The sequence below is a fragment of the Terriglobus sp. 2YAB30_2 genome (genome assembly GCF_052114765.1).
Classification (GTDB): Bacteria; Acidobacteriota; Terriglobia; order Terriglobales; family Acidobacteriaceae; genus Terriglobus.
On record NZ_JBFRFJ010000009.1, the window covers coordinates 80989 to 105357 of the forward strand.

Below are 24369 nucleotides of genomic sequence, written 5' to 3' on the forward strand. Positions count from 1 at the left end.
CGATGGCTGCACCACAGACGTACAAGAACCATGGGCGGCTGGATGCCCCGTTCCACCTCTTTCTCTTTCCTCTGCTGGCGATCCTCTCGATCGTTGCCATCGTGCATGCGTTCCTCTGGCCAAACGATCTGCACATCTTCCTGGCAGTATTGACTCCTCTGCTTGCGTTCCTCACCCTCAAGACGCGGATGTACTCACTCAAAGTGCAGGACCGCGTCATCCGGCTGGAAGAAAAGCTTCGCCTGACGGCCCTGTTGCCCGAGAGTGAGCGAGGAAACATCGCCAAATTGAACGAGCGCCAACTAATCGCGCTGCGGTTCGCCTCCGATGAGGAGCTGCCGGTGCTGGCTGCACGGACATGGAATGAAGACCTGTCGGCTAAGCAGATCAAGCAGGCCATTGAGCAGTGGCGGTCAGACCACTTCCGCGTCTGACCCATGATTTCGACCAAAACAACAAGGCCCGGAGAGCATCCTCTCCGGGCCTTGTTGTCGTTTCGAACAGCATGTTCTAAGAGTGTATCGACGAATTTGATCGATCTGAGACGCTTAGAGCATTTTCCCTGTAGGTGTAGCGCAGGGCTTCCGCATCTATGGGCGTTTTCCGCAATGAAAACGCCGCTGTACTCCTCTTCCGGGATACCCAGCTACAGGGAAAATGCTCTAGAGCACAGCTAAAACGGCTGGGTGCCTCGCGAATATCCCACCCATTGCGATGCAATGGATGGGGCACCCAGAGTATGGGTTTCCGACATTGTCGATATACCCCTAGTAGACGTCGCGCTGGTAGCGCTTCTGCTTCTTCAGCTCGGCCAGGTAGGCGTTGGCATCATCAAGAGTGCCGTGCTTGCCCATGGCAATGGCATCCAGCAGAGCGTTCTCGACGTCCTTGGCCATACGGCTGGCGTCGCCGCAGACGTAGAAGTACGCGCCCTCTTCCAGCCACTTGTACAGTTCGGCGGCATGCTCCCTCATGCGATCCTGCACGTAGACCTTCTGCTTCTGATCGCGGGAGAAGGCCGTGTGGAAATGGTTCAGCAGGCCGTCCTTGTGCCAGGCTTCCAGATCGCTCTGGTACAGGAAGTCCGAGGCCTGACGCTGTTCGCCGAAGAAGAGCCAGTTCTTGCCCTTGTGGCCAAGCGCCTGGCGATGCTGCAGGAACGCGCGGAAGGGCGCGATTCCGGTGCCGGGGCCGATCATGATGATCGGTGCGTTGGAGTCTTCGGGAAGACGGAAGTTCTTATTTTCGTGCAGGAAGACGGGCATCTTGTGTCCGTGGGGAGCGCGCTCGGCGAGGTGGCCGCTGCAGAGCCCCTGACGCTCGCGACCATGGGTGTCATAGCGAATGACGCGCACGATGGTATGCACTGCGTTCGGGTTCATCTCCTGGCTGGAGGCGATGGAGTACATGCGCGGCGTCAGGCGCTGCAGCACGGTAAAGAGATCCTGCGGATTCTTGATAATGCCCGGGAATTCAGTAATCAGGTCGATGAACTCACGGCCCCAGACATACTCTTCGGCGAGGGAGCGGTTCTCCGGAAGGGTGTACTTGCGAAGCTCTTCCGCCTTGGGATGACCGTCGGCCATCTTGGCCAGGGCGGTCACGCTACCGCGGGACAGCTTGCCGATGCCGAGGCGAGTACGCACGGCCTCGTGCAGGGAGATCTCAACCTTGTAGTGGTCCAGAACGCGCTCTTCTCCGGTATATCCGAGGGCTTCCAGCACGTCGTGCACCGCGTGAGGGCGGTTCTCGGGAAGAATGCCGATGGCATCGCCCGGGGTGTAGTGCATGCCGGGCTCAAGCTCCAGCTCGTAGTGCCGTGTCTCCTTCTCGGAGTCGGCAAGCGTCATACGCTGATTGACAAGGACGCGCGACTGGTAAGGGTTATTGCGGGTGTATTTGCTGTCTGTGCTCATGGGTCCGCCCTCTATTTTAGCGGAACGGACCCAGCAGCCTTAAAAACGGAGCGCCAGACCGGTGCTGAGGTTGACCGGATGGTAAGTGGTCGAACCCGTGGAAAGGTTCTGATACCCGAACTCGATCACACGCCAGTCGATATGTGGAAGCAGCGTTGTCTCCAGCCCGGCGTCGAGCTGATATCCAAAACCCGTGTGATCGATCTGGGCAGAGTTGACCGAGTAATTGGTAAACCCTATCTCCGCCTGACCATAGATCTTGAAGGGCACGACGTGTGGAACGAACGAGACCCGTGGGCCGATCATGAAGTTCCTGACACTGGTCGAACCTTTGGAGAGAAACTGGCCGCGCGCATCCAAACCGATGTGAGCCGGAAGAGCGCCGCCACGATCGAAGTAGACGCCAACTGTCGGCCCAAAGACCCAGTTGTCACTCGCAGAATTGCTGATGCGGGACGCGGTTCCTTCGACGTACACCGCCTGCGCGTGCGATGACTTTCCAGAAACGAAAAAAGTTAAAACAAGAGCTGCAAAAACGAGCAGACGGGGTTTCATCAGGTATCCCATCCTCCGGGGAGGTATTTATACAAACTACGTCCGGTTAGATGCGGAAAGAGCGATCCACAGGACCTGTGTACCGCAACGGTAAACGGTGGACTTGGGTGTGTAACCCGGAAGAGGAGTGCAGCGGCGTTTTCATTGCGGAAAACGCCCATAGATGCACAAACCCGGCACTACCCCTTACAGGGAAATGTTCTACTGCACCTCGTCAAGCGCCCGCTGGCCCCGGCGATGCTGCCGCATGCGCTCAATCTGCTGCTCTTCGAGTTGGGCATATTGCTTCTTCTGCTCTTCGCTCAGGATGGTGTTGATCTTTTTGTCTTCGTCATCGCGAATCTGCTTCACCTGATGGAGGCGTTGCCCTCCCCGCACCGAGTTGTCGTTGCGCAGCGCGGTCAGCTTTTGCTGCCGCTCTTCCAGAAGCGGCTTCATCTGCGCCTGCTGATCAGGAGTGAGATTCAGTTTCCTGGTATAGAGAGCCAGCATACGATCCGCAGGCGGCTCAGGGCCGGGAACCTGCTTATTGATGACCTGCTCTTCCTGCTGCTGGGCAGCCACAGCCATTACGACTGGTGTTACGACCATAATGGCGAGGAGGATAGCGAGATAAACGCGGGTGGTCTTCATGGAAGATGACCTCCTTCAAGAAATTCGCGGTCGGGACGCGGCGTTTATCCTACTCAGAGCCAGACGGCATCGGATAGTTGCGGAATCCAGACCATAAATCAGCCAACATCAACCCAGAGCAACCAACTCCGGCTCCTCCAGCGTCCGCTTCAGCTGCCCGCAGGCGGCATAGATATCGCGGCCGCGGGGGCGTCGGGTAAAGGTCGGCATACCGTTATCGACGAGAATGCGGTGGAAACGGGTGACATCGGCGGGCTCAGGCTGGCGGTAGGCGATCCCAGGGCCCGGGTTCCAGACGATGAGGTTGACCTTCGCCTGGACGTCTCGCAGTAGCTCCAGCACCTGCAAGGCGTGCTCGGGCTGATCGTTGATGCCCCCAAGAAGGACGTACTCAACGTTGATCCAGCCGCGTTTGCCGAGCGGGATCGTCTTCACCGCTTCGAGCAGCTCAGCGATCTTCCACTTGCGGTTGATGGGCATCACCTGCTCGCGGATGGCGTCGTTCGGAGCGTTCAGGCTGAGGGCGAGATTCGGCCGGATGGCTTCGGCTGCAAAACGGCGAATTGCCGGCTCAATGCCGCTGGTAGAAACGGTAATGCGCGACGCAGGAATGCCGATTCCCTGCACGATCAGGCCGATCGCCTTCATTACTGCGTCGTAGTTCAGGAAGGGCTCGCCCATGCCCATCAGGACAAGGTTGATGCGGTCGACGCCGACACGAATCTGGCGCCGGTTGAGTACAGCAGCCACCTGCCCGGCGATCTCTCCGGCGGTGAGATTGCGTTTTACCCCCAGCTTCGCCGTAAGACAGAACTGGCAGTTGACGGCGCATCCCACCTGGCTCGAAATACAGATGGTGGCGCGCTGATATCCCTGGTCGGCAAGGCGGCCTCGGTTGCGAAGGTCGCGTCCATCAAAACCGTCGGCCTCTCCTTCGGGCATCCAGACGGTTTCAATGGTTTCGCCGTCCGCCAGGTGCACCAGGTAGCGTTCCGTGCCGTCGACAGAGATGGCCGTCTGCGCAATGACAGGTAAACCCACCTCAGCGTCGCCTGCCAGCAGTACTCGCAGACGGGCGGCAAGCGGATCAAGGGTGGCGATACGGTCTCGGTAGAGAGCCCGCCACAGTTGCCGCGCACGACGGGTGTCGCCACCCACTATGGTGGTCAACTCGTCCAGATTCTTCCCGAAAAGCGGCTCCGCCTGCATACCACCTTTAAGGATAGAGCATTTTTCCTGTTGCTCGGTATCCCGGGAGGAGCGTGCAGTGGCGTTTCATTTGCGGAAAACGCCCATAGATGCACTAGCCCTGCACTACACCTACAGGGAAAATGCTCTAGCCGGTTAAGCGCCACAAGGTTGGTTCAGCCATTCCGTAACCGCCTAACCTTTTTTTCCTTTTCCGGCTCTGGGTCGTCAGGGGCAGTTCCGACGCAGTCCAGGGCAAGGTTACGCAGGGCTTCGGCCACAGCCTCATGGACCTCCTGCCGGACAGCGTCGCGGACGGTCTGGACCACTTCATCCGGCTCGAACGGGGCGTCCTCGCGGATATCCATCACCCGGTCCAGCACCTTTTCGATGACCGGTTTAACAGAAATCTTCTTGGCCAGCTCCTTGGCGACCTTCTTCGCCGGGACGTCAAAGGCGGCCTCCATGGCATTTTCGGGAACAATCGGCTCAGACTTCTTCCAGTCACGGTCGAAGACGGCTTCGATTTGATTCACCACCTTCGTGTCTTTGAAGATCACGCCGACCTCGCGCCGGACCTCCAGTTCGAGCTTGCGCAGACTCTGGCTGCCGATAAAGGCGGATTCCGAATCGCGCAGGATAACCCGCGCATGCAGACGCATGGCAATCTTCCGGACCGGAAGGATATCGCTCTTGGCAGAGGCCCGGGATAGCACGCGGACTTCTACCCCTTCCGCAATCTTCTTCTGCAAGAGGCGAAGGAAGTCAGCATCACTGATCTTCATTTCGTAGATGGAGAGCCGCTTCTTCGCCTTGCGAATGAAGTCGGTCAGCCGTTCGCGCGCGTTAACCGGGCTGATGACCAGGCCTGAGTTCTTTGACTTTGCCTTGAAGGCAACGCGATGGGCATCCGCCTCAAAGAGCTCGACCGCCTCTTTCACCGTGGACACCGTCCTGATGGCAACACCGAACGACCGGCTAAGGTCGATATCCAGGTGGGTGTAGTTGTAGGCGAAAAGATAGAGTTCCTTGTCGTCAACGATCATCATCTTGCCGTGATACCGCACAAGATCATTGGCAGTGCGGCTGACCGTGATGCCTCTTTCCAGAAGTTGCATTTCCAGCTTGCGCAGGTTCTTCTCTTCCCCACGATTTGTGTAGGCAATGAGCGCCTGGACGGTAACGCCACGCTCGACGGCCGCGACCAGAGCCTTCTGGATCTCAAACCGGTCAAAACGAAAGATAAGGATTCGTATGGTTTTCTTTGCCTTGTTGATGGCGGCTAGAAGAGGCTTGATGCCATCGTCGGGCTGGACAAGGAGCTTCACGTGAGTGCTCACATAAGACAGATGCTTTTCCTGACTGCTTGGATGTTTTCTAAGCACCATAACAACGGTGGCGCCAGATTCTGCTTCCAATCTTTAAAGATCGAAAGCAGTCAGTACGGAGATCGTCATGCCTCGCCTTGCCAGCCTTGTACTAAGCCTTAGCCTGTCGCTTCTCTCTTTCACAGCTATTTCACAGCAGCAGCCTGCAACATCGCCGGCAGCAGCGAATCCACCACAGGCAGCGGTCGAGAAATCGTCTAAGAAAGCACCGCTCCCCGTCTCGGCGATCCACAATCCGACGTTGTGGCACGAGCCTGGAAAGATTGAGTCGCTGGACTTGTATGCCGGTCAGGGAGGAAATGACAAGGCTCCGGCCGAGCCATTTACATTTCTGGAGGAAGATACCGACGGGACCAACCCGAAGTTCGACGTGCGCGACGCCATGGCTAAGAAATGGCGCGTGAAACTGGGCGAGGAGGCACGGCCGGAGGTGGTGGCGTCGCGCCTCCTCTGGTCTATGGGCTATTACGTCAACGACGACTATGTCCTGGAGGCTGCTGAGATCCCCGGTATCAAGCTCTCGAGGGGTGATAACGATGCGAAGAAGGGGCACATCCGGCAGGCCCGATTCTCGCGCAGACCGGGCGGGCAGGACAAGATCGGCATCTGGCTGTGGGGCGACAATCCCTTCAAAGGAACACGCGAGTTCAACGGCCTGCGAGTGATGATGGCCGTGATGAACAACTGGGACCTGAAAGACGAGAACAACGCGGTTTATTCCGACAAGAAGTCCGGCGAACAGATCTTCCTGGTCAATGACGTCGGAGCAACCTTCGGCACCAACGGTCTGAGCTGGACCAAGGCGCAGTCAAAGGGCAATATCGGCAGCTTCCGGGAATCGAAGTTCATCACCCGTCTCGGCGATACCGACGTGGATTTCGCGACGCCGAAACCACCGAACTTCCTGATTGGCGTCGCCAATCCCATACGGTACGCGATCCGTATCGATCTCGACTGGATCGGCAACAAGATTCCCCGGAATGATGCGCGTTGGATGGGAGAGATGCTGGGCCGGTTAAGCCACAAGCAACTGGTGGATGCCTTCCGTGCGGGCCACTTCCCCGCCGATCAGATCGACCCATATGTGGAGATTGTCGAAAGCCGCATCCGCGAACTGAAGGAGTTGTAGGGCATGGGTCCCGTCATCAACCTGCTTGCGTCAGGAGTTTGATGACAGGCCTTGAGGTGTGTCCTGAGAAAGGCCGGCGCCCTCTGCTTCTTCGGAGAACTGAATGTCGTGCAGCTTGCGGAAGACTCCGTCTTCGCGCGCCATGAGCTCTTCCTGCGAGCCTGATTCGACAATGCGGCCGTCGTCGACCACATAGATGCAGTGCGCCCTGCGGATAGTCGAGAGCCGGTGAGCAATCACGATAGAGGTCTTGCCTTCCATCAAACGGTCTAGCGCCTCAAAGACCAGCTCCTCCGACTCAGCATCGAGACCCGAGGTCGGCTCGTCGAGAATCAGGATTGGAGCATTGCGAATGATTGCCCGGGCAATCGCGATGCGTTGCCGCTGGCCTCCACTCAGAGTCATGCCACGTTCGCCGACGACGGTATTGAACTTATTCGGCATCTTCTGAATAAACTCCATGGCATTGGCGGCTTCGGCAGCACGGACAATCTCTGCCTCGGTTGCATCCGGCCGCCCGTAGGCAATGTTGTCCCAGATCGTTCCACTGAATAGGACCGTATCCTGCAACACGAAGCTGATCTGGCTACGCAGCGACTTCTGCTTGAACGTACGGATATCGGCGCCGTCAATCTTAACCACACCGTGTTCCGGTTCATAAAAACGCGCGATCAGATTGACGATCGTCGTCTTGCCGGAACCTGTGTGGCCAACCAGCGCCACCATGGTCCCGGGCTCCACGTGCATGTTCACGCCGCACAGGATCTTCTTCTCGTCGTTATAGGAGAAGTCGATGTTCTCTAGATCGATCTCGCCGTGAAACGATGGAGCAACTTTGGCGCCAGGGATATCTAAAATCTCCTCATGGCTGGTAAGGATCTCCTGGACACGCTCGTACCCGACCTCTGCCTTGGAATAGGCGTCCATTGTCTTGGAGATCTCCTGCATGGGCTTGTACATCTTGCCCAGGTAGAAGATGAAAACGACCATCGAGCCGGCGCTAAGATCTCCGGCCAGAACCATCCGGGCGCCAAACCACAGTACCGCGCACGTCCCGACCGCGGTGATGATGTCCACCATCGGCACCAGTCTTGCCTTCAGGGTTCGAGCCGTGAGCGCCGCCTGTACCGTTTCCAGGCTTTCCCCTTCAAAGCGCCTGATCTCGTAGTCTTCCCGAGAGAATGCCTTCACCACGCGCACCGAGTTCACCACCTCGGAAACGATCGAGATGAGACGGCCCTCTTTCTTACGGACCTCGCGGGAGGCCTTCTTCACCTTGCGGGTATAGGTGTAGACGATACTGAAGAGCACTGGCACAACAGCCAGAGCGATGAGCGTGAATTCCCAGTTGATGTAAAACATCACGCCGATCATGCCCACCAGGGTGGCAACATTCACCAGGATGCCGAGCAGGCCGGATACGATGAATGTCTGGATGGCATCGATATCACTGGTGACGCGGCTGATAAGGTCGCCGGTGGGCTGCTGGTCATGATACGAAAGCGAGAGCCGCTGCACCTGGGTATAGATCATGCGACGCAGGTCATGCGTTACCCACTGGCCTACGCTGGTAGTGAGGTATTTTTCCGCATAGCTGCAGCCCGCATCCATGACGGCGATAACCAGAACCGCAACACAGGCAAACATCAGCATACCCTGTGTGGACTGACCCGCGACGAAGTGGACGAAACGGTTGAGCCAGCCGCTCATATCCTTGCCCTTGAAGATATTGTCGAGAACGATCTTCAGAGGCCAGGGCTCGAGCAACCCGGCAATGCTTTCGCCGGCGATTGCGAGCAAACCGAGCCAGAGCTGCCTTTTGTAGGGCGAAAGCAGCCCAAGAATGGTCAGCTCGCGGCGCGTCTCGGATGCGGCGTTCGGCATATGAGTTCCATGCGAGAGTACTCTAGCGCGGTCCCTATTTTCTACCTCTTGCGACGAATCATAGCGATAGCATCGGCCACAAATTCGCGCAGCTCATTCGACGCCGCACCGGTAACAAAAGAATCCCCAAAGCTACGTGCGGTCGGGGTAAACCCGGTATCGCGTTCGGGCTCATAGAGGTTCGTAATAGCGGCAGAACCGGCCATACCGCAGATCTGCGCCCAGTTGATGCTCGGCTGGCCGGAGTCGGTGCGGGTAATGAGGACACGCGACGCGGCATAGACGGCGCGCTTCATGAATGAGTGGCTGCGGCCTTGTCTGTAGTAGCGAGGATCTTCGTGGAACGCGCCGGCGAAGACACCAAGTACCAGAACCGACTGCGTGCTCTGCTTCAGAGCTGCGGCCCCTAAACGCTCACCAAAGGCTCCGCTGTCAGTTCCATAGTGCGGACGCCCATCCCTGAGATGACTCAAGCCCGCTGAAACGAGCCAGCTTACAGGGGACATTGGCCGAGTCTGGCTGCGGATACCAAGGATCAGCTTGTCGCCTGGCGTAAGGGGCTGGGCCTGCTGGCCCGGCTGAATGATACGCGTATATTTCCTGGCCACATTGGTTTTGATGGCTGGGGCAACCTCTGCCGCTTCGATCGTGCTTGTATTCTGTGCCTCAGCGTTCAGGGCAGCAGAACGCACGAAACCAGGGCTGTCGGGCAGCAGTTGCACCGCACTCTCAGCTAGTAAAAACTCAGCGGAAGCCGGCTGGATAGCGGGTTGCGCGGCGGATGCAAGCGGCAACAGGCAGAAAAGTGAGCCCGTCAGCAAAAATCGGCTAATTCCATTCATTGTCATGAGTGTGTGAGAGTCGGATGAAGCTGGTCAGCAACCAGTTGCTTTTCCTGAGCTACGTGACTTGAGGAGCAGCCAGAGGAATGGTGAAGGCAAAGACCGATCCCTCACCTGGCCGGCTGACGACATCGATAGAACCTCCATGTGCCTCTACGATGGAGCGGCTGATCGAAAGCCCCATCCCTGTACCGGAGATTCGCTGGTTGTGAATCGGAGCGCGATAGAAGCGATCAAAGATCAGGCTCTGTTCATGCGGATCGATGCCGATTCCCTTGTCGGCCACACTGATAGCCAGCTTGTTCCCCTGCACCTCGGCCGTAAGAACGATGGGGCTTCCTTCTGCGGAGTATTTCGCAGCGTTCTCGAGGAGATTTCCCAGCACTTTCTTTAGAAATTCGAAGTCAGCGCGTACAGGTTCCTTTTGCCGGATACGTACATCGATGGGATTTCTTTCCTCCACCCAGCTCACGTCCTTGATGGCGCCGGAGATGACATCGTCGATATCCACAGATTCAAAGGTCATATGGACCTGGCGCGCGTCGAGCTGCGCCATCTCTACTGCCTGGGAGACCAGACGATTGATGCGATCACTCTCCTGATCGATGATGGTCAACAGCTCATGCCTGTCCTCGTCTTTTTGGATTTCATCGGAGAGCAGCGCGCTCGCCGCTCCCTTGATCGATGTAAGCGGTGTACGCAATTCATGAGTGATGGAATCGATCATCAGGCTGCGAAGCCGCTCGCTTTCTTTGGTGGCCTCACTATGAGCCACGTTCTCGAGCGCCTTGGCGCGATCGAGCGAAACGGAGATGATGGTGCCGATCGCTTCCAGGGCGCCGTCGGAGAGATCGGCTCCTCGCAGCATGAGGATGCCTCGAGGCTTCACGCCGACCTTCAATACGACCCTGACTTCATCTCCGGTACGAATTATCCCGCTGCCATCCTGCGCCTCCTGTCGAAGATAGAGCCGCTGATGCTCAGAGGTCGCTTCCGTTCCTGCCTGGAACATGATGTCCTCATCCAGCAGATACAGGACGGCGGAACGCGCCTTGGTGGTCGCCACGACTGCCCGCGGAACTCCGTCAATGAGGGCGGCAACGTTATCGGTGGCCAGCATCTCGCGGCTGAGAGCGAAGAGCGTTTCGAGCTCTCGCTGGCGGGAGCGCGCGTCTTCCGCCTCGTCCCGGGCTTTTTGAGAGAGCCGGCTACCGATCAACGCCGTACTTAGAAAGGAAAATAGCGCAAGCCAGTTCTGCGGATCCGCGATCGTAAGCGTATCGACCGGCGGAAGGAAATAGAAGTTGTAACCCAGCGTGGCCAGCACCGAAGTGACGACAGCGAGCCGCAGGCTCCAGGTGGAGGCAAGCACAAGGATGTATAACAACAGCGTGAGCGCGACCGTGGTCGGATTGACGTGGAGCCAGTGCCGGTAGACAAAGATGATTCCCGCCAGTGCGACAATGGAGAACGTCCAACGCGTAATGGCGACGATCCTGCGCGAGTTCATGAGGAGCATTCTAAGCCTTGTCTGACTATCGCAAGTCTCCTGAAGAGTGGTTGAAGACCAGTGACACGGAGAAAACACGCGGGCGCTTCAAGGTCTTTCTTGGATATGCTCCCGGAGTTGGCAAGACCTACGCCATGCTGAGTGAAGGCGTGCGCCGGCGCAGCCGTGGCGAAGACGTTGTCATCGGCGTCGTGGAGACCCACGGCCGTGCCGGCACCCTGGAGATGGCCGAGAAACTCGAGCAGATTCCCCGCAAAGAGATCGAATACAAAGGCACGGTCTTCACCGAGATGGACGTCGATGCCATCTTGGCGCGCATGCCCCAGGTCGTGCTGGTAGACGAGTTAGCGCATACCAATATTGAAGGAAGCCGCACTAAGAAACGCTACGAAGACGTTCTGCTGCTTCTGGAAAACAAGATCGATGTACTTTCGACCATCAACATCCAGCATGTCGAGAGCCTGAGCATGCGGGTGCAGGCACTGACCGGGATCAAAGTTCATGAGCAGGTCCCTGACTGGGTTCTGGACAAGGCGGATGAGATCGTAATCAGCGATCTGACGCCGGAGGCCCTGATCACGCGCATGCGCCGCGGCGATATCTATCCTTCAGAACGAGTCGAGCGGGCGCTCTCGAATTTTTTTCGCCAGGGGAATCTGATCGCCCTGCGCGAGATGGCGCTGCAGCGGGTAACCCGCGCTGTGGACCGAACGCTGGACGACTATGTCAAACGCAAGCGTCTCGGCCCCCAATGGACCGTAGCGGAACGAATTGCAGTGTGCATCAGCGCAAACCCGGAGGCTCGGGACCTGATCGGGCGCGGCGCACGGCTTGCCGAAGCTCTGGACGGAGAGCTCTACGTCCTGCACGTCGACAGCGAACGGGACAAAGAGCCTGAGCGCAAAAAGACGCTGGAATCTCACATCCAGTTCGCCACGAATCTGGGCGCCACGGTGGTTCATCTAACTGGTAGTAGTGTTGCCTCTGCCACGGCGGCCTTCGTCAAGGAACAGCGCATTACCCAGGCGCTGTTCGGACGCTCGGCCCTGCACGGCCTGAAAAAGTATCTATATTATCTGGCTATTCAGAAGTTCATGTCGGAAGCGCCGCATGTGGACCTGCACATCATCACCCAGGAGTCTCGATGAGCGCCAACATTCTGATCGTGGACGACGATCCCCAGATCCTGCGCATGCTGCGTACTTCGCTGCAGGCCAGCGGGTACGCCGTCAATACGGCTTTGAGCGGAGGCTCCGCGTTATCAACGATCGCGCAGGCGGTACCCGACCTGCTGATCACCGATATCGCCATGCCGGGCATGGATGGTATTGAACTGACAAAGCGGGTTCGCGAGACCCATACGTTACCGATCATTGTGTTGAGCGTGCGGGACAATGACGAGGCCAAGGTGCAGGCACTGGACGAGGGGGCAGACGATTACGTCACAAAGCCCTTCCGAACACCGGAGCTGTTAGCCCGGGTACGGGCTCATCTGCGCCGCAGCCAACGGACGGAAGACACACCACACCCCGTGCTGCATGTCGGTCACTTCGAGATCGACCAGGACAGCCATACCGTTACGATGCGCGGTGAGCACATCCATCTCTCGCCGAAGGAGTTCGATCTGCTGCTCCTGTTTGCGAAGGCTCCGCAAAAGGTGCTTACCCACAAGACCCTGTTGCGGGCGATCTGGGGCGTCGCGGGAGCCAATCAGCCGGAATACCTGCGCGTGCTGGTGGCCCAGCTTCGTAAGAAGATCGAGACGGACGACTCCAAGTACATCCAGAGCGAACCCTGGGTCGGTTACCGGTTCAATCCTGAGGGCCGGGATGAACTCTTATGACTTTTTAACGCTTTTCCTATGAATTTCATACGGACCCTGGCCGTTGAATCTATATCAGGGTTCGTATGAAGATTCTGGCCAGCACTGTAGCGTTTCTCCTTCTCGCAGCCTTCCCGCTGACGGCACAATCAGCGCCGGATCCGTCAGCCGCCCGACGGGCAGAGATCGCAGAGCTGCGGGCAGAGCTTGCTCGCCTGGCAGCCAGGCTCGATGCCCTGGAGAAGGCAGAAGCTACCTCGGCGACCGTACCTGCCGCACCAACAACCGGCGTTCCGGCCCCTGTTTCCTCCGCGCCTTCTGTTTCGAGCTCGGCTCCAGCACCGGCTGTACCGACGGCAACTACGGTCGCATCCACACCCGCTGCGGCCCCGGCTACGGTGGACGACCTCCTGCACGGAACAACGCTCGGCTTTGGTCTTGACGGCTACTACGGCTACAACTTCAACCAGCCCATCGGACGCGCCAACTTGTTGCGTGTCTACGATGTCACCAGCAATAGCTTCAGCATCAACCAGGCTTCCCTGGTCGTGGAGCGTATTCCCACCATCGACAGCCGTTTTGGCGGACGCCTCGACCTGCAGTTTGGCCAGGCGACAGAGACACTGCAGGGCTCTTATGCGAACGAGCAGCGGACACAGGTCTGGCGCAATCTGTTCCAGGCTTACGGCAGCTATCTTGCCCCGGTCGGGAGTGGACTGCAGATCGACTTCGGTAAGTTCGCCAGCGCCCTGGGAGTAGAGGGGAACTACACCAAGGATCAGATCGCCTATTCTCGCTCGTTCACCTTCAACTATCTGCCCTATTACCACATGGGTGTCCGCGCAAACTACAACGTCACTCCGAAACTCAACGTCACGTACTGGCTGGTGAACGGCGCGCAGCAGACTGAGGACTTCAACGGCTTCAAATCCCAGGCCTTCATCCTTAACTTCAAGCCCGCTTCCACCGTGTCATGGAACGTGAACTACTACTTTGGCCAGGAGCAGCGCGACGTCCTGCCGACAGATAACCCGGGGGCTCCGACCTACCCCACGCAGCCCGGCCTTCCAACGACGAACATCACGCCGGCTCCGAACGGACGGAACCACATCTTCGACACCTATGCGACCTGGAACGTAACCCCCAGGCTCACGCTGGTAGGCGAAGCAGATTACGTGATTAGCCGTGTGCAGCAGGAGTCGAACCCCGCGCATGTGGCGATTGTGGCGGCCTATATACGCTATGCGCTTCCGAAGGACTGGGGTATCGGCAGCCGCTTTGAGTACTTCGACGACCGCGGAGCTCTATTCAGTGGAAAGACACAGGCTCTGAAGGAGTTCACTTTCGTCGCCGATCGTAAGCTTGCGCCGGGCATGCTGGCCCGTGCTGAGTACCGCAGAGATTTTTCCAACCAAAACTTCTTCACCACAGACAGGGTGGGCGTGCTGGTTAAACAACAGCCGACTGCAACGCTCGGGCTTGTCTTCTGGTGGGGTAACAAACAGGGCCAGTGGTAATTGGCCCGAGGGGGACACCGTGCCCGATGTCATCGCAGGCATTACGCTCATCCTTCTTTTTCCGCTCAGCCTTCTGTATGTCCATGGCTGTGCGCGGCTGAAAGGAAAGAACCAATGATTCTCAACTGCGTTCTTCTCGCCATTGTGCTTTCACTGATGGCGTATCTCGTCTACGCATTGCTTCGCCCGGAGAAGTTCTAAATGTCTCTCAATGGCTGGCTTCAGATTGTGGTCTTCTTTGCCGCTGTCCTGCTATTCACAAAACCACTCGGCGCTTACATGGCGCGCGTCTTCCAAAGACAACGTACACCACTCGATTTTATCTTCGGCCCATGTGAGCGTTTACTTTACCGCCTGACCGGAGTTAATCCTGAACAAGAGATGAGCTGGGGCGTTTACGCCACGGCCATGCTGGTCTTCAGCGCCGCAACGCTGGTACTGACCTACCTCGTAGAACGGTTACAGCAGGTGCTACCGCTAAATCCGCAGCACCTGCCAGGCGTAGCCTCGGATCTTGCCCTGAACACCGCAATCTCGTTTACTACGAATACGAACTGGCAATCGTATGTGCCTGAGTCCACGATGAGCTATCTGACCCAGATGCTTGGCCTGGCCACGCATAACTTCTGGTCGGCAGCGGTTGGACTTGCACTCGCAATCGCTTTCATTCGTGGCATCGCGCGGCGCGAGATGAAGACACTTGGCAACTTCTGGGTTGACCTCACGCGCGGAACCCTCTGGGTCCTGCTGCCGCTGTCAGCGATCTTCGCTCTGGTCCTGGTCTCGCAGGGAGTGGTCCAGAACCTGAAACCGTACGACACGGTCAAGCTCGTCGAGCCGCAGACCGTCACCGGAACAGATGGAAAACAGACCACGGTCACAACACAGACCATCGCTCAGGGCCCGGTTGCATCGCAGGAAGCGATCAAGATGCTGGGCACCAACGGCGGAGGGTTCTTCAATGCGAACAGCGCTCATCCGTTTGAGAATCCGACTCCGCTGAGCAACTTCCTGCAGATTCTGGCGATCTTCCTGATTCCAGCGGCACTGACGGCAACGCTTGGCCAAATGGTTGGCTCTCCGAAACATGGATGGGCTGTCTTTGCCGCCATGGCGTTGTTGTGTTTTGTTGCTGTGCTGACGTGTTACTGGGCCGAGGCACATGGCAATCCCTTGATGCACGGCGTTGATCAGCATGTCTCCGCGTTGCACTCCGGCGGCAACATGGAAGGCAAAGAGGTACGCTTCGGCATCGCCAACAGCGCGCTGTTTGCCACCGTCACTACCGACGCGAGCTGCGGCGCGGTGAACTCCATGCATGATAGCTTTACGCCTCTTGGCGGCATGGTGCCCATGGTGAACATCCTGCTTGGCGAGGTCGTCTTCGGCGGAGTCGGAGCAGGCATGTACGGCATGCTCGTCTTCGTGATTGTCGCGGTCTTCATCGCAGGCTTGATGGTAGGCCGGACTCCGGAGTATCTCGGCAAAAAGATCGAAGCCTACGATGTGCAGCTGTCGATGCTGTACGTCCTGATCTTCCCGTTATTGATTCTTGGCTTTGCCGCGGTCACGGTGCTGATGCCGCATCTTGGCCTAAGCAGTCTTGCGAATCACGGGCCTCACGGTCTGTCAGAGATCCTCTATGCCTATACCTCGGCAACCGGCAACAACGGATCCGCCTTCGCGGGCTTGAATGCTAACACCCACTGGTACAACTACACGCTGGGCATTGCGATGTTCTTCGGGCGCTTCATGATGATCATCCCGATGCTGGCGATTGCGGGCAACCTTGCCGGCAAGAAGATTGTCCCGGCGTCCTCCGGCACATTTCCGGTCACCACGCCGCTGTTCACGATTCTGCTAACCGCAGTCATTGTGATTGTCGGTGCTTTGACCTTCTTCCCTGCACTTTCACTGGGTCCGATTCTTGAGCACCTGCTGCTCGGCGCCGGACAGACTTTCTAAGGAGACCGGAGATGTCGCACGCAAAACGCCGCTCCATGTTTGATCGCAAGATCGTCCGCCGCGCCACGGTGGATGCACTGCTGAAGCTTTCACCAAAGGTCATGATGAAGAACCCTGTCATGTTCGTGGTGGAGATCGGCAGCGTTCTCACCACAGTGCTGCTCATTCTCAATCTCATTACCAAGCGTGGGCACTTCCAGTTCGATCTGCAGATCACGCTCTGGCTGTGGTTCACGGTTCTGTTCGCAAACTTCGCGGAAGCCATGGCCGAAGGCCGCGGCAAAGCCCAGGCCGACGCTCTGCGCCAGGCTAAATCAGAAACAACAGCATTCCGTGTTGGCAAGAACGGCATCGAGCAGATTGCCAGCTCGCAACTGCGGGCGGGTGACGTCGTACAGGTCAGCGCCGGGCACATGATTCCGGGCGATGGCGAAGTCATTGAAGGTATCGCTTCCGTCGATGAATCAGCAATTACCGGCGAGTCTGCTCCCGTGATCCGCGAGGCGGGTGGTGATCGTTCTGCTGTTACCGGTGGAACGCGGGTTCTCAGCGACGTGATCACGATCCGCATCACCTCCAACCCCGGTGAAACCTTCCTCGATCGCATGATCGCCCTGGTGGAAGGTGCAGAACGGCAGAAGACGCCGAACGAGATCGCGCTGAATATTCTGCTGGCCGGATTGACGATCATCTTTCTGCTGGCAGTGGTCACACTGCAGCCCTTCGCGATCTATTCCGCCGCGCCGCAGACGGTCTTTGTTCTGGTCTCGCTTCTGGTATGCCTGATTCCAACGACCATCGGAGGCTTGCTCTCAGCCATCGGCATCGCCGGTATGGATCGCCTGGTACAACACAATGTACTGGCCACCTCCGGGCGCGCTGTAGAAGCAGCCGGTGACGTCAACACGCTGCTGCTGGACAAGACCGGGACCATCACCATCGGCAATCGTCAGGCGTCGGAGTTCGTACCAGCTCCTGGCGTAAAGGCCGAAGTGCTTGCGGACGCCGCTCAACTCTCATCGCTGGCGGATGAGACTCCGGAAGGACGTTCCATCGTTGTTCTGGCGAAGGAGAAGTACAACCTTCGCGGACGCGAGCTGGGACAGATGCATGCGGAGTTCGTTCCTTTCTCCGCAACGACACGTATGAGTGGCATCGAGGTGGAAGGCAGAACTATCCGTAAGGGAGCCGTCGACGCCATCGCCCGCTACCTGCAGGAGCATGGTTCGCCGATGCCCGCCGAGGTACGCGAGGCCGTGGAGACGATCGCGCGCAGCGGCGGCACCCCGCTGGTCGTCGCTGAGAACGGTGCGGCTCTCGGCGTCATTCATCTGAAGGACGTTGTAAAAGGCGGCATGCGCGAACGCTTCGATCAGCTTCGCGCTATGGGCATTCGCACGGTCATGATCACGGGCGACAATCCGTTGACCGCGGCAGCCATTGCGCGGGAGGCGGGTGTTGACGACTTCCTGGCGGAAGCGAAACCGAAGGACAAGATGGACCTGATCAAGCGCGAGCAGGCGGAGGGCAAGCTGGTGGCCATGACTGGCGACGGCACCAACGACGCTCCCGCACTTGCACAGGCCGATGTGGGCGTGGCCATGAACAGCGGCACGCAGGCGGCAAAAGAGGCGGGCAACATGGTCGATCTCGACAGCAACCCTACGAAGCTGATCGAGATTGTGGCCATCGGCAAACAGTTGCTGATGACCCGGGGCGCCCTGACCACCTTCTCCATCGCCAACGATGTGGCCAAGTACTTCGCCATCATCCCGGCGATGTTCGCGGGCTTCTTTCCTGTGCTGAATGCATTGAACATCATGCACCTGCACAACGCGGAGTCCGCCATACTTTCGGCCATCATCTTCAACGCACTGATCATCATTGCCCTGATTCCGCTGGCACTGCGCGGTGTCAGCTACCGACCGATGTCCGCAGCCGCGCTGCTGCAGCGCAACCTGCTGGTGTATGGACTGGGCGGGATCATAGTACCGTTTGTCGGCATCAAGGTGATCGATATCGTCATCGTCGCCATGCATCTTGCATAGAGGAACTCACCATGAAGAAACATCTCATTACCGCAACCCTCTATACCCTGGTTACCGCAGTGCTGTTGGGGATTATTTATCCGCTGGCAATCACTGCGATCTCACAGCTTCTCTTTAGGGATAAGGCCAATGGACAACTTGTGACCCAGAAGGGTGAGCTGATCGGCTCGAAGCTGATCGGCCAGCCCTTCACCGGGCCAACCTACTTTCATAGCCGGCCTTCGGCTGCCGGCGCCGGCTATGACGCATCGGCATCCAGCGGATCAAACCTTGCCTCAACCAACAAGGCATTGATCGATCGCGTCACAGCAAGTGTTGCCGCGGAGAAGGTGAGCAACGTCCCGGTGGATCTGGTCACTGCATCTGGATCGGGTCTCGATCCAGACATCTCTCCTGCTGCTGCACTGGCACAGGTATCGCGGGTCGCGGCGGAACGCCATCTGGACGAAGCCAAACTGCGGACGTTCGTGGAAGGTCACATCACCGATCGTCAGTTTGGTCTGCTGGGAGAGCCACGCGTGAATGTGCTGGCCTTGAATCTGGCGCTTGATGCTGGGATCTAGTGTGGTGTCTGAATCTAGGGCAGGTTCACATTGCCCTCAGCGGCTGAAGCCGCTTTCCCTGTGAAGCTTCATACGGGACGGCTAAAAGCCGTCCCCTTAGGCAAGGCATTCGCGCTGCAGCGCGAACTGAAATGGCCAGACGTCTGTAAGACGTCTGGCCATTTTCAAAGGGATCTGACTACTTAGTGGCAACGCCGAAGGTGAAGACCGTCGACGAGGTGCGTATTTCGCCGGGCTTCAGCAGCGTGGTCGGGAAGCCTGGCTTGTTGGGTGAATCGGGATAGTGCTGTGTCTCCAGGCAGAGGCCCATGCGCTTGGTGTACTTCACACCGCCGCGCCCTGTTAGTGAACCGTCCAGGAAGTTACCGGAGTAAAACTGTACGCCCGGCTCCGTCGTGGTAACCGTAAGTGTACGTCCGCTCTTCGGCTCGACCACTTCTGCCGCGAGCTTCATTACGCCGTTCGGCCCGTTCAGGATCCAGTTATGGTCATAGCCACCGGCAACGGTGAGCTGCTCGAAGTTGGCGCCGATACGCTCGCCGATCGCATGCGCCGACCGGAAGTCCATCGGTGTGCCCTCGACAACATCCATATTGCCCGTCGGGATCAAGGTCTTTGAGGTGGGCGTGTAGTGGTCCGCATTGATGTGGATCTGATGTCCGAGGACATCTTCCGTTCCACCCGTGAGATTGAAGTAAGTGTGATTGGTGAGATTGACGACGGTAGCTTTATCGGTCGTCATCCGGTAGTCGATGCGGAGGGCGTTGCCCTTCAACGTATAGGTCACCTGCGCCGTCAACTTGCCAGGGAAGCCCATGTCGCCGTCAGGAGAGATGAGCGTCAGCTCCACGCCGTTAGGCACCTGTTTCGCCGTCCAGAGCTTCTTATCGAAGCCGACCGGGCCGCCATGCAGGGCGTTCGGGCCATCGTTCGTGGGCACCTGATAGGTCTGGCCATCGATTTTGAATTGGCCGAGAGCGATGCGGTTGCCGTAACGGCCGACCACAGCACCGTTGTAGGTTTTGTCCTTCAGCCACTCGGGCAGCGTATCGAAGCCCAGCATCACGTCGGCAACCTTGCCGGTGCGATCAGCCGTCTTGATGCTGATGAGCTTCGCTCCGTAGGTCATGACCTTCGCTTCGACCTGCGGGCTCTTGAGGGTGTAGACGTCTACTCCCTGTCCATCCGGCATCTTGCCGAAAGCCGCCTTCGTTACCTGGCCCATGGCATGCAACGCCATTCCAGTCATCATCACAGTCGCCAACCACCGCTTGAACATCTGTTTCTCCTCGTGTGCTTCAGGCGTTGCCTGTTGTGTCCATCGCCAGAGCATTCTCCTAAAGGTGTAGAGCGAAGCTTTGACTGTTTGCGCCGTTTTCCTACGAAGAAAACGGCTTTCGCAGATTTATCCAACACTACAGTATTAGGAGAATTGCTCCAGACTCTCCCGGGCGATCTCGCGAAGTTGGGGAAGAACGTCTCCCAAAACCACCGCAGATGCATCCGGTCGTCCAAAAGCAAAGTACACCTTACGGTAAAGCGCGTACAGGCGCTCATAGACAGCCGCCGCCTTCGCCTCTGGCATATAGGTCTTGAACGGCAAGCAGAGCGCAGCCTGTGCGGCCTCGATCGACGGGTAAACCCCGGCAGCAACCAGCGCGATGATGCCGGAACCGAGGCTGGTAGGCACACCATCGGGCACAAGCACCGGCTTGTTGAGAACATTCGCATAGATCTGGTTCAGAGTTGCGTTGTTCTGCGGGATACCGCCTCCGTTGATGACGCGTTCCACCGGTACGCCATACTCTTCCATGCGCTCCAGGATGATGCGCGTGTGGAAGGCCGTTCCTTCAATGGCAGCATGCAGCTCGTCCTGTGCCGTATGAATGAGGTTCCATCCGAGGGTGATACCTCCCAGCTCCGGATTCACCAGCACAGTGCGGTCACCGTTGTCCCAGCTCAGGCGCAGCAGACCGGTCTGACCGGCACGGTAGCTCTCCAGCCCCTGGGCCAGTTCCTTCACATTCTTCCCGGCACGGCGGGCAATCGCTTCAAAGATGTCGCCGACGGCAGAGAGGCCCGCTTCAATACCGGTGAGCTGCGGGTCAACGCTGCCTGGAACCACGCCACAGACTCCGGGGACGAGCTGTGTCTTCTCCGCCATGGCGATGATGCAGGTCGAGGTGCCGACGACGTTGACGACATCGCCCTCTTTACAGCCCGCTCCTAGTGCATCCCAATGCGCGTCGAAGGCGCCTACCGGAATAGGAATGCCCGCCTTCAGGCCCATACGGTCGGCCCAATGTGCGTGCAGCCCTCCATAAATATGATCGGAGGTCAGATATTCTCCCCCGATCTTTTCCCGAATGCCTGCCAGAAGCGGATCGACCCTGATCAGGAACTCTTCCGAAGGCATGCCTCCCCACTTCGGATTCCACATCCATTTGTGGCCCATGGCGCAGACGGATCGCTTGATGCCGGCGGGATCGGTAACACCGGTAAGCGTTGCCGCCACCATGTCACAGTTCTCGATCGCGGTTCCGAACCGGCCGCGCTCCTCCGCGGTTGCATTACGGAGCCAGTGCAGCAGCTTCGCCCATCCCCATTCGTGGGAATAGACGCCGCCGCACCACTCGATTGCTTCCAGTCCCGTCGTATGGGCCAGCTCGGTGATCTCACGGGCCTCTCGGTGTGCGCGGTGATCGCACCAAAGATAGTACGGCCCAATGGGCTGCATCGCGTCGTCCACCATCAGTACGCTGGAACCGGTGGTATCCAGGGCCATCGCGGCGACATCTTCACCTCTTGTGCCGGTCTGCTCCAGTACTTGCCGCGTGGCTCGCACCAGGGCTTCCATCTGGTCGTCGTGCGACTGCGTGGCATAGTCCGGATCTTCACGGCGGCGATGCAGCGGATACTCGGCGACCGCCGTGCCAAGTCTTCCCTTTTCCGAATCCAATAAGGTCACACGAACGCTGAGCGTTCCAAAGTCTGCGCCTGCAACGATAGCCATCTTTTCCTTACCTCTGTCCGTAGGTGGCGTTGGCGCCATGTTTGCGGAAGTAATGCCGGTCCAGCAATGCCTGCGACACGCCTGCAGCGGAATTTAACAGCACGGTCATAAAAGCCATCTTCGCCACAGCCTCCAGGACGACCGCATTGTGTGCGGCATCCATCGGATCACGACCCCAGGCAAAGGGTGCATGCCCGGCCACCAGGACTGCAGGAACAGCCAGCGGATCGATACCCTTGAACCGCTCGGCAATCGCATACCCGGTGTTCAGAACGTAATCACCGTTGATCTCTTCGTCCGTCAGCTCGCGTGTGCATGGGACGGGGCCGTGGAAGTAGTCCGCATGGGTGGTTCCCAGCGCGGGAATCTCGCGGCCGGACTGAGCCCATGCCGTAGCGTTCTCCGAATGGGTGTGCACGACTCCACCGATAGTGGGAAAAGCGCGGTACAGCTCCAAGTGGGTCTTCAGGTCGCTGGAGGGCCGCAAATCACCTTCCCTGATATTGCCGTCGAGATCGCAGACCACCATGTGTTCCGGGCGAAGCGCGTCATAGTCCACGCCGCTCGGCTTGATGACTACCAGACCGCTCTCGCGGTCGATACCGCTGGCGTTGCCAAAGGTGTAGAGCACGAGGCCGCGGCGTACGAGGTCAAGGTTGGCTTCGAGCGTTTTCTCTTTCAGTTCCTGCAGCATGTCGCACCTTATGTGGAATTGCGGTGAGTATACGTTTTCTGAAGAACCGGGAACAAGTAGAGACAAGTAGGTTATCTGGGCTCTCTTGCAACTCTTTGGGTAAACGATTACCGTGAAGGGGGCAATACGAAAGGAAAACGTATCGATGGCATCGACAGCTTCTCTGGAAATCTGGTTTGTGACCGGCAGCCAGCACCTCTATGGTCCTGAAACCCTGGCAACGGTCGCGGAGAATTCTTCGAAGATTGCCGCATCGCTCGACAGCAACACAGCTATTCCCGCAAAGGTAGTCTGGAAGCCGACGCTCACCTCTCCTGAAGCGATTCGAGACCTCTGCCAGGAGGCCAATTCCAGCAAGAACTGCATTGGCCTGGTGCTGTGGATGCATACGTTTTCTCCGGCCAAGATGTGGATCGCCGGCCTGTCACTGCTGCGTAAGCCGATCCTGCAGCTCCACACCCAGTTCAACCGCGAGCTGCCATGGGCGACCATCGACATGGACTTCATGAACCTGAACCAGGCCGCTCATGGCGACCGTGAGTTCGGACACATTACCGCCAGGCTCCGTCTACCCAGAAAGGTCGTTGTCGGCTACTTCGCCGATCCCGAGACCGTTACCGAAATCGGCGTCTGGAGCCGCGCGGCGCTCGGCTGGCACGAATCTCAGAACCTGAAGGTTGCCCGCTTTGGCGATAACATGCGCCATGTCGCCGTCACCGAAGGCGATAAGGTGGAGGCCCAGCGCGTGTTTGGGTATACCGTCTCCGGCTATGGCATCGGCGATCTTACAGATCGCATGGCGCAGTTCAGCGACCAGGAGGTTGCCAGGCTGGTCAGCGAATATCGCGAAAGCTATTCGATTGCGAGCCAGCATGACCGCGCCGACTCACTGACTGTAGCCGCCCGCATTGAACTGGGTTTGCGCGCATTTCTGACAGAGGGAGGTTTCGGTGCGTTTACCGACACCTTTGAAGACCTGCACGGCATGGGTCAGCTTCCCGGCATCGCGACACAGCGCCTGATGGCTGACGGCTATGGATTCGGCGGAGAGGGCGACTGGAAGACGGCAGCCCTGGTCCGCGTGATGAAGGTGATGGCTCAGGGTCTGGAGGGTGGAACTTCGTTCATGGAGGACTACACCTATGACTTCTCCGGGACGCCCAAGGTCCTGGGGTCGCACATGCTGGAGATCTGCCCTTCCATCGCCGACGCCAAACCCTCGCTTGAGGTTCATCCTCTTGGCATTGGCGGCAAGGAAGATCCCGTTCGTTTGGTCTTTAATACACCCGCGGGTCCGGCCATTGTTGCCAGCGTTGTCGATATGGGCGACCGTTTCCGTATGATTGTCAACGATGTGGATGTTATTCCTGCGGAGCACGATCTGCCCCGTCTGCCGGTAGCACGGGCCGTTTGGATTCCGCGGCCAAGTCTGAAGACGGCGGCAGCCGCGTGGATCTATGCCGGAGGAGCACACCACACAGGTTTCAGCCAGGCGCTTACGATGGAGCACATGGAAGACTTTGCAGCGATTGCCGGCATCGAGCTGATCCGCATCGATGCCGAGACCAGGCTGCGCGATATCCGTCAGGCATTAACGCGCGGCTAGAGCATTTTTCCTGAAGGTGTAGTGTAGAGCTTACGAATTATAATGGCGTTTTCCTTAATGAAAACGCCATTGCACACGCCTTCCGGGACACCCAGC

The 24369-nt window shown here is 58.1% G+C and carries 21 protein-coding genes; 10 read left to right on the plus strand and 11 right to left on the minus strand.

Annotation, left to right across the window (positions count from 1 at the left end; translation table 11 throughout):
- Positions 1-2: 2 nt before the first annotated feature.
- Positions 3-434 (plus strand): DUF6526 family protein, encoded by a 432-nt coding sequence (locus AB4Y89_RS14860; protein WP_442301717.1) that lies wholly within the window; start codon positions 3-5, stop codon positions 432-434.
- 333 nt (positions 435-767) lie between these two features.
- Here AB4Y89_RS14860 and AB4Y89_RS14865 read toward each other — a convergent pair whose 3' ends face one another.
- From AB4Y89_RS14865 to AB4Y89_RS14885, 5 genes are all read right to left on the minus strand, one after another.
- Complete coding sequence (locus AB4Y89_RS14865; RefSeq protein WP_442301718.1) at positions 768-1916, minus strand: diflavin oxidoreductase; 1149 nt, start codon at positions 1914-1916, stop codon at positions 768-770.
- 39 nt (positions 1917-1955) lie between these two features.
- Positions 1956-2471, minus strand: a complete 516-nt coding sequence (locus AB4Y89_RS14870; RefSeq protein WP_442301719.1) for an outer membrane beta-barrel protein — start codon at positions 2469-2471, stop codon at positions 1956-1958.
- 201 nt (positions 2472-2672) lie between these two features.
- Positions 2673-3104, minus strand: a complete 432-nt coding sequence (locus AB4Y89_RS14875) for a hypothetical protein (protein WP_442301720.1) — start codon at positions 3102-3104, stop codon at positions 2673-2675.
- 108 nt (positions 3105-3212) lie between these two features.
- Positions 3213-4313 (minus strand): 23S rRNA (adenine(2503)-C(2))-methyltransferase RlmN, encoded by a 1101-nt coding sequence (gene rlmN / locus AB4Y89_RS14880; protein WP_442301721.1) that lies wholly within the window; start codon positions 4311-4313, stop codon positions 3213-3215.
- Positions 4314-4468: 155 nt separating this feature from the next.
- Positions 4469-5620: a phospholipase D-like domain-containing protein gene (locus tag AB4Y89_RS14885; RefSeq protein WP_442301722.1), complete on the minus strand. Its 1152-nt coding sequence runs from the start codon at positions 5618-5620 to the stop codon at positions 4469-4471.
- Between the two features lie 127 nt (positions 5621-5747).
- Between AB4Y89_RS14885 and AB4Y89_RS14890 the strand changes: the two genes are divergently transcribed.
- Positions 5748-6809, plus strand: coding sequence for a hypothetical protein (locus tag AB4Y89_RS14890; protein ID WP_442301723.1), 1062 nt, complete (start codon positions 5748-5750; stop codon positions 6807-6809).
- 30 nt (positions 6810-6839) lie between these two features.
- On the opposite strand, the gene AB4Y89_RS14895 is transcribed toward AB4Y89_RS14890, so the two are convergent.
- From AB4Y89_RS14895 to AB4Y89_RS14905, 3 genes are all read right to left on the minus strand, one after another.
- Positions 6840-8693 carry an ABC transporter ATP-binding protein gene (locus tag AB4Y89_RS14895; RefSeq protein ID WP_442301724.1) on the minus strand — a complete coding sequence of 618 codons (1854 nt, stop codon included), beginning with the start codon at positions 8691-8693 and terminating at the stop codon, positions 6840-6842.
- Positions 8694-8734: 41 nt separating this feature from the next.
- Entirely contained in the window at positions 8735-9415 is a 681-nt protein-coding gene (locus AB4Y89_RS14900; RefSeq protein ID WP_442301725.1) for a hypothetical protein, read from the minus strand.
- Between the two features lie 178 nt (positions 9416-9593).
- Positions 9594-11045, minus strand: coding sequence for a sensor histidine kinase (locus AB4Y89_RS14905; RefSeq protein ID WP_442301726.1), 1452 nt, complete (start codon positions 11043-11045; stop codon positions 9594-9596).
- Between the two features lie 17 nt (positions 11046-11062).
- Here AB4Y89_RS14905 and AB4Y89_RS14910 point away from each other — a divergent pair, with 17 nt between their 5' ends.
- The 7 genes from AB4Y89_RS14910 to kdpC all read left to right on the plus strand — a co-directional run bounded on the left by AB4Y89_RS14910 (position 11063) and on the right by kdpC (position 18960).
- Positions 11063-12193: a universal stress protein gene (locus tag AB4Y89_RS14910; RefSeq protein ID WP_442301727.1), complete on the plus strand. Its 1131-nt coding sequence runs from the start codon at positions 11063-11065 to the stop codon at positions 12191-12193.
- A complete protein-coding gene (locus AB4Y89_RS14915) occupies positions 12190-12888 on the plus strand; it encodes a response regulator transcription factor (RefSeq protein ID WP_442301728.1) in 699 nt (232 codons plus the stop codon). The genes AB4Y89_RS14910 and AB4Y89_RS14915 overlap by 4 nt, the downstream gene beginning before the upstream one ends.
- 65 nt (positions 12889-12953) lie before the next feature.
- Positions 12954-14384: an outer membrane beta-barrel protein gene (locus AB4Y89_RS14920; RefSeq protein ID WP_442301729.1), complete on the plus strand. Its 1431-nt coding sequence runs from the start codon at positions 12954-12956 to the stop codon at positions 14382-14384.
- A gap of 114 nt (positions 14385-14498) precedes the next feature.
- The gene (gene kdpF / locus AB4Y89_RS14925) at positions 14499-14585 is read left to right on the plus strand and encodes a K(+)-transporting ATPase subunit F (protein ID WP_442301839.1); all 87 of its coding nucleotides are present in this window, start codon (positions 14499-14501) and stop codon (positions 14583-14585) included.
- Positions 14586-16349: a potassium-transporting ATPase subunit KdpA gene (gene kdpA, locus AB4Y89_RS14930; RefSeq protein WP_442301730.1), complete on the plus strand. Its 1764-nt coding sequence runs from the start codon at positions 14586-14588 to the stop codon at positions 16347-16349. It begins immediately after the preceding gene.
- An 11-nt stretch (positions 16350-16360) separates the two neighbouring features.
- Positions 16361-18397: a potassium-transporting ATPase subunit KdpB gene (gene kdpB, locus AB4Y89_RS14935; protein WP_442301731.1), complete on the plus strand. Its 2037-nt coding sequence runs from the start codon at positions 16361-16363 to the stop codon at positions 18395-18397.
- Positions 18398-18408: 11 nt separating this feature from the next.
- Positions 18409-18960, plus strand: a complete 552-nt coding sequence (gene kdpC, locus AB4Y89_RS14940; protein WP_442301732.1) for a potassium-transporting ATPase subunit KdpC — start codon at positions 18409-18411, stop codon at positions 18958-18960.
- A gap of 178 nt (positions 18961-19138) precedes the next feature.
- Here kdpC and AB4Y89_RS14945 read toward each other — a convergent pair whose 3' ends face one another.
- The 3 genes from AB4Y89_RS14945 to AB4Y89_RS14955 form a co-directional block, all read right to left on the minus strand.
- Entirely contained in the window at positions 19139-20239 is a 1101-nt protein-coding gene (locus tag AB4Y89_RS14945; RefSeq protein ID WP_442301733.1) for an aldose epimerase family protein, read from the minus strand.
- Between the two features lie 144 nt (positions 20240-20383).
- Positions 20384-21973, minus strand: a complete 1590-nt coding sequence (locus AB4Y89_RS14950) for a ribulokinase (protein ID WP_442301734.1) — start codon at positions 21971-21973, stop codon at positions 20384-20386.
- Between the two features lie 7 nt (positions 21974-21980).
- Positions 21981-22667, minus strand: coding sequence for an L-ribulose-5-phosphate 4-epimerase (locus AB4Y89_RS14955; protein ID WP_442301735.1), 687 nt, complete (start codon positions 22665-22667; stop codon positions 21981-21983).
- Positions 22668-22812: 145 nt separating this feature from the next.
- Here AB4Y89_RS14955 and araA point away from each other — a divergent pair, with 145 nt between their 5' ends.
- Positions 22813-24273 (plus strand): L-arabinose isomerase, encoded by a 1461-nt coding sequence (gene araA, locus AB4Y89_RS14960; RefSeq protein WP_442301736.1) that lies wholly within the window; start codon positions 22813-22815, stop codon positions 24271-24273.
- Positions 24274-24369 lie beyond the last annotated feature (96 nt).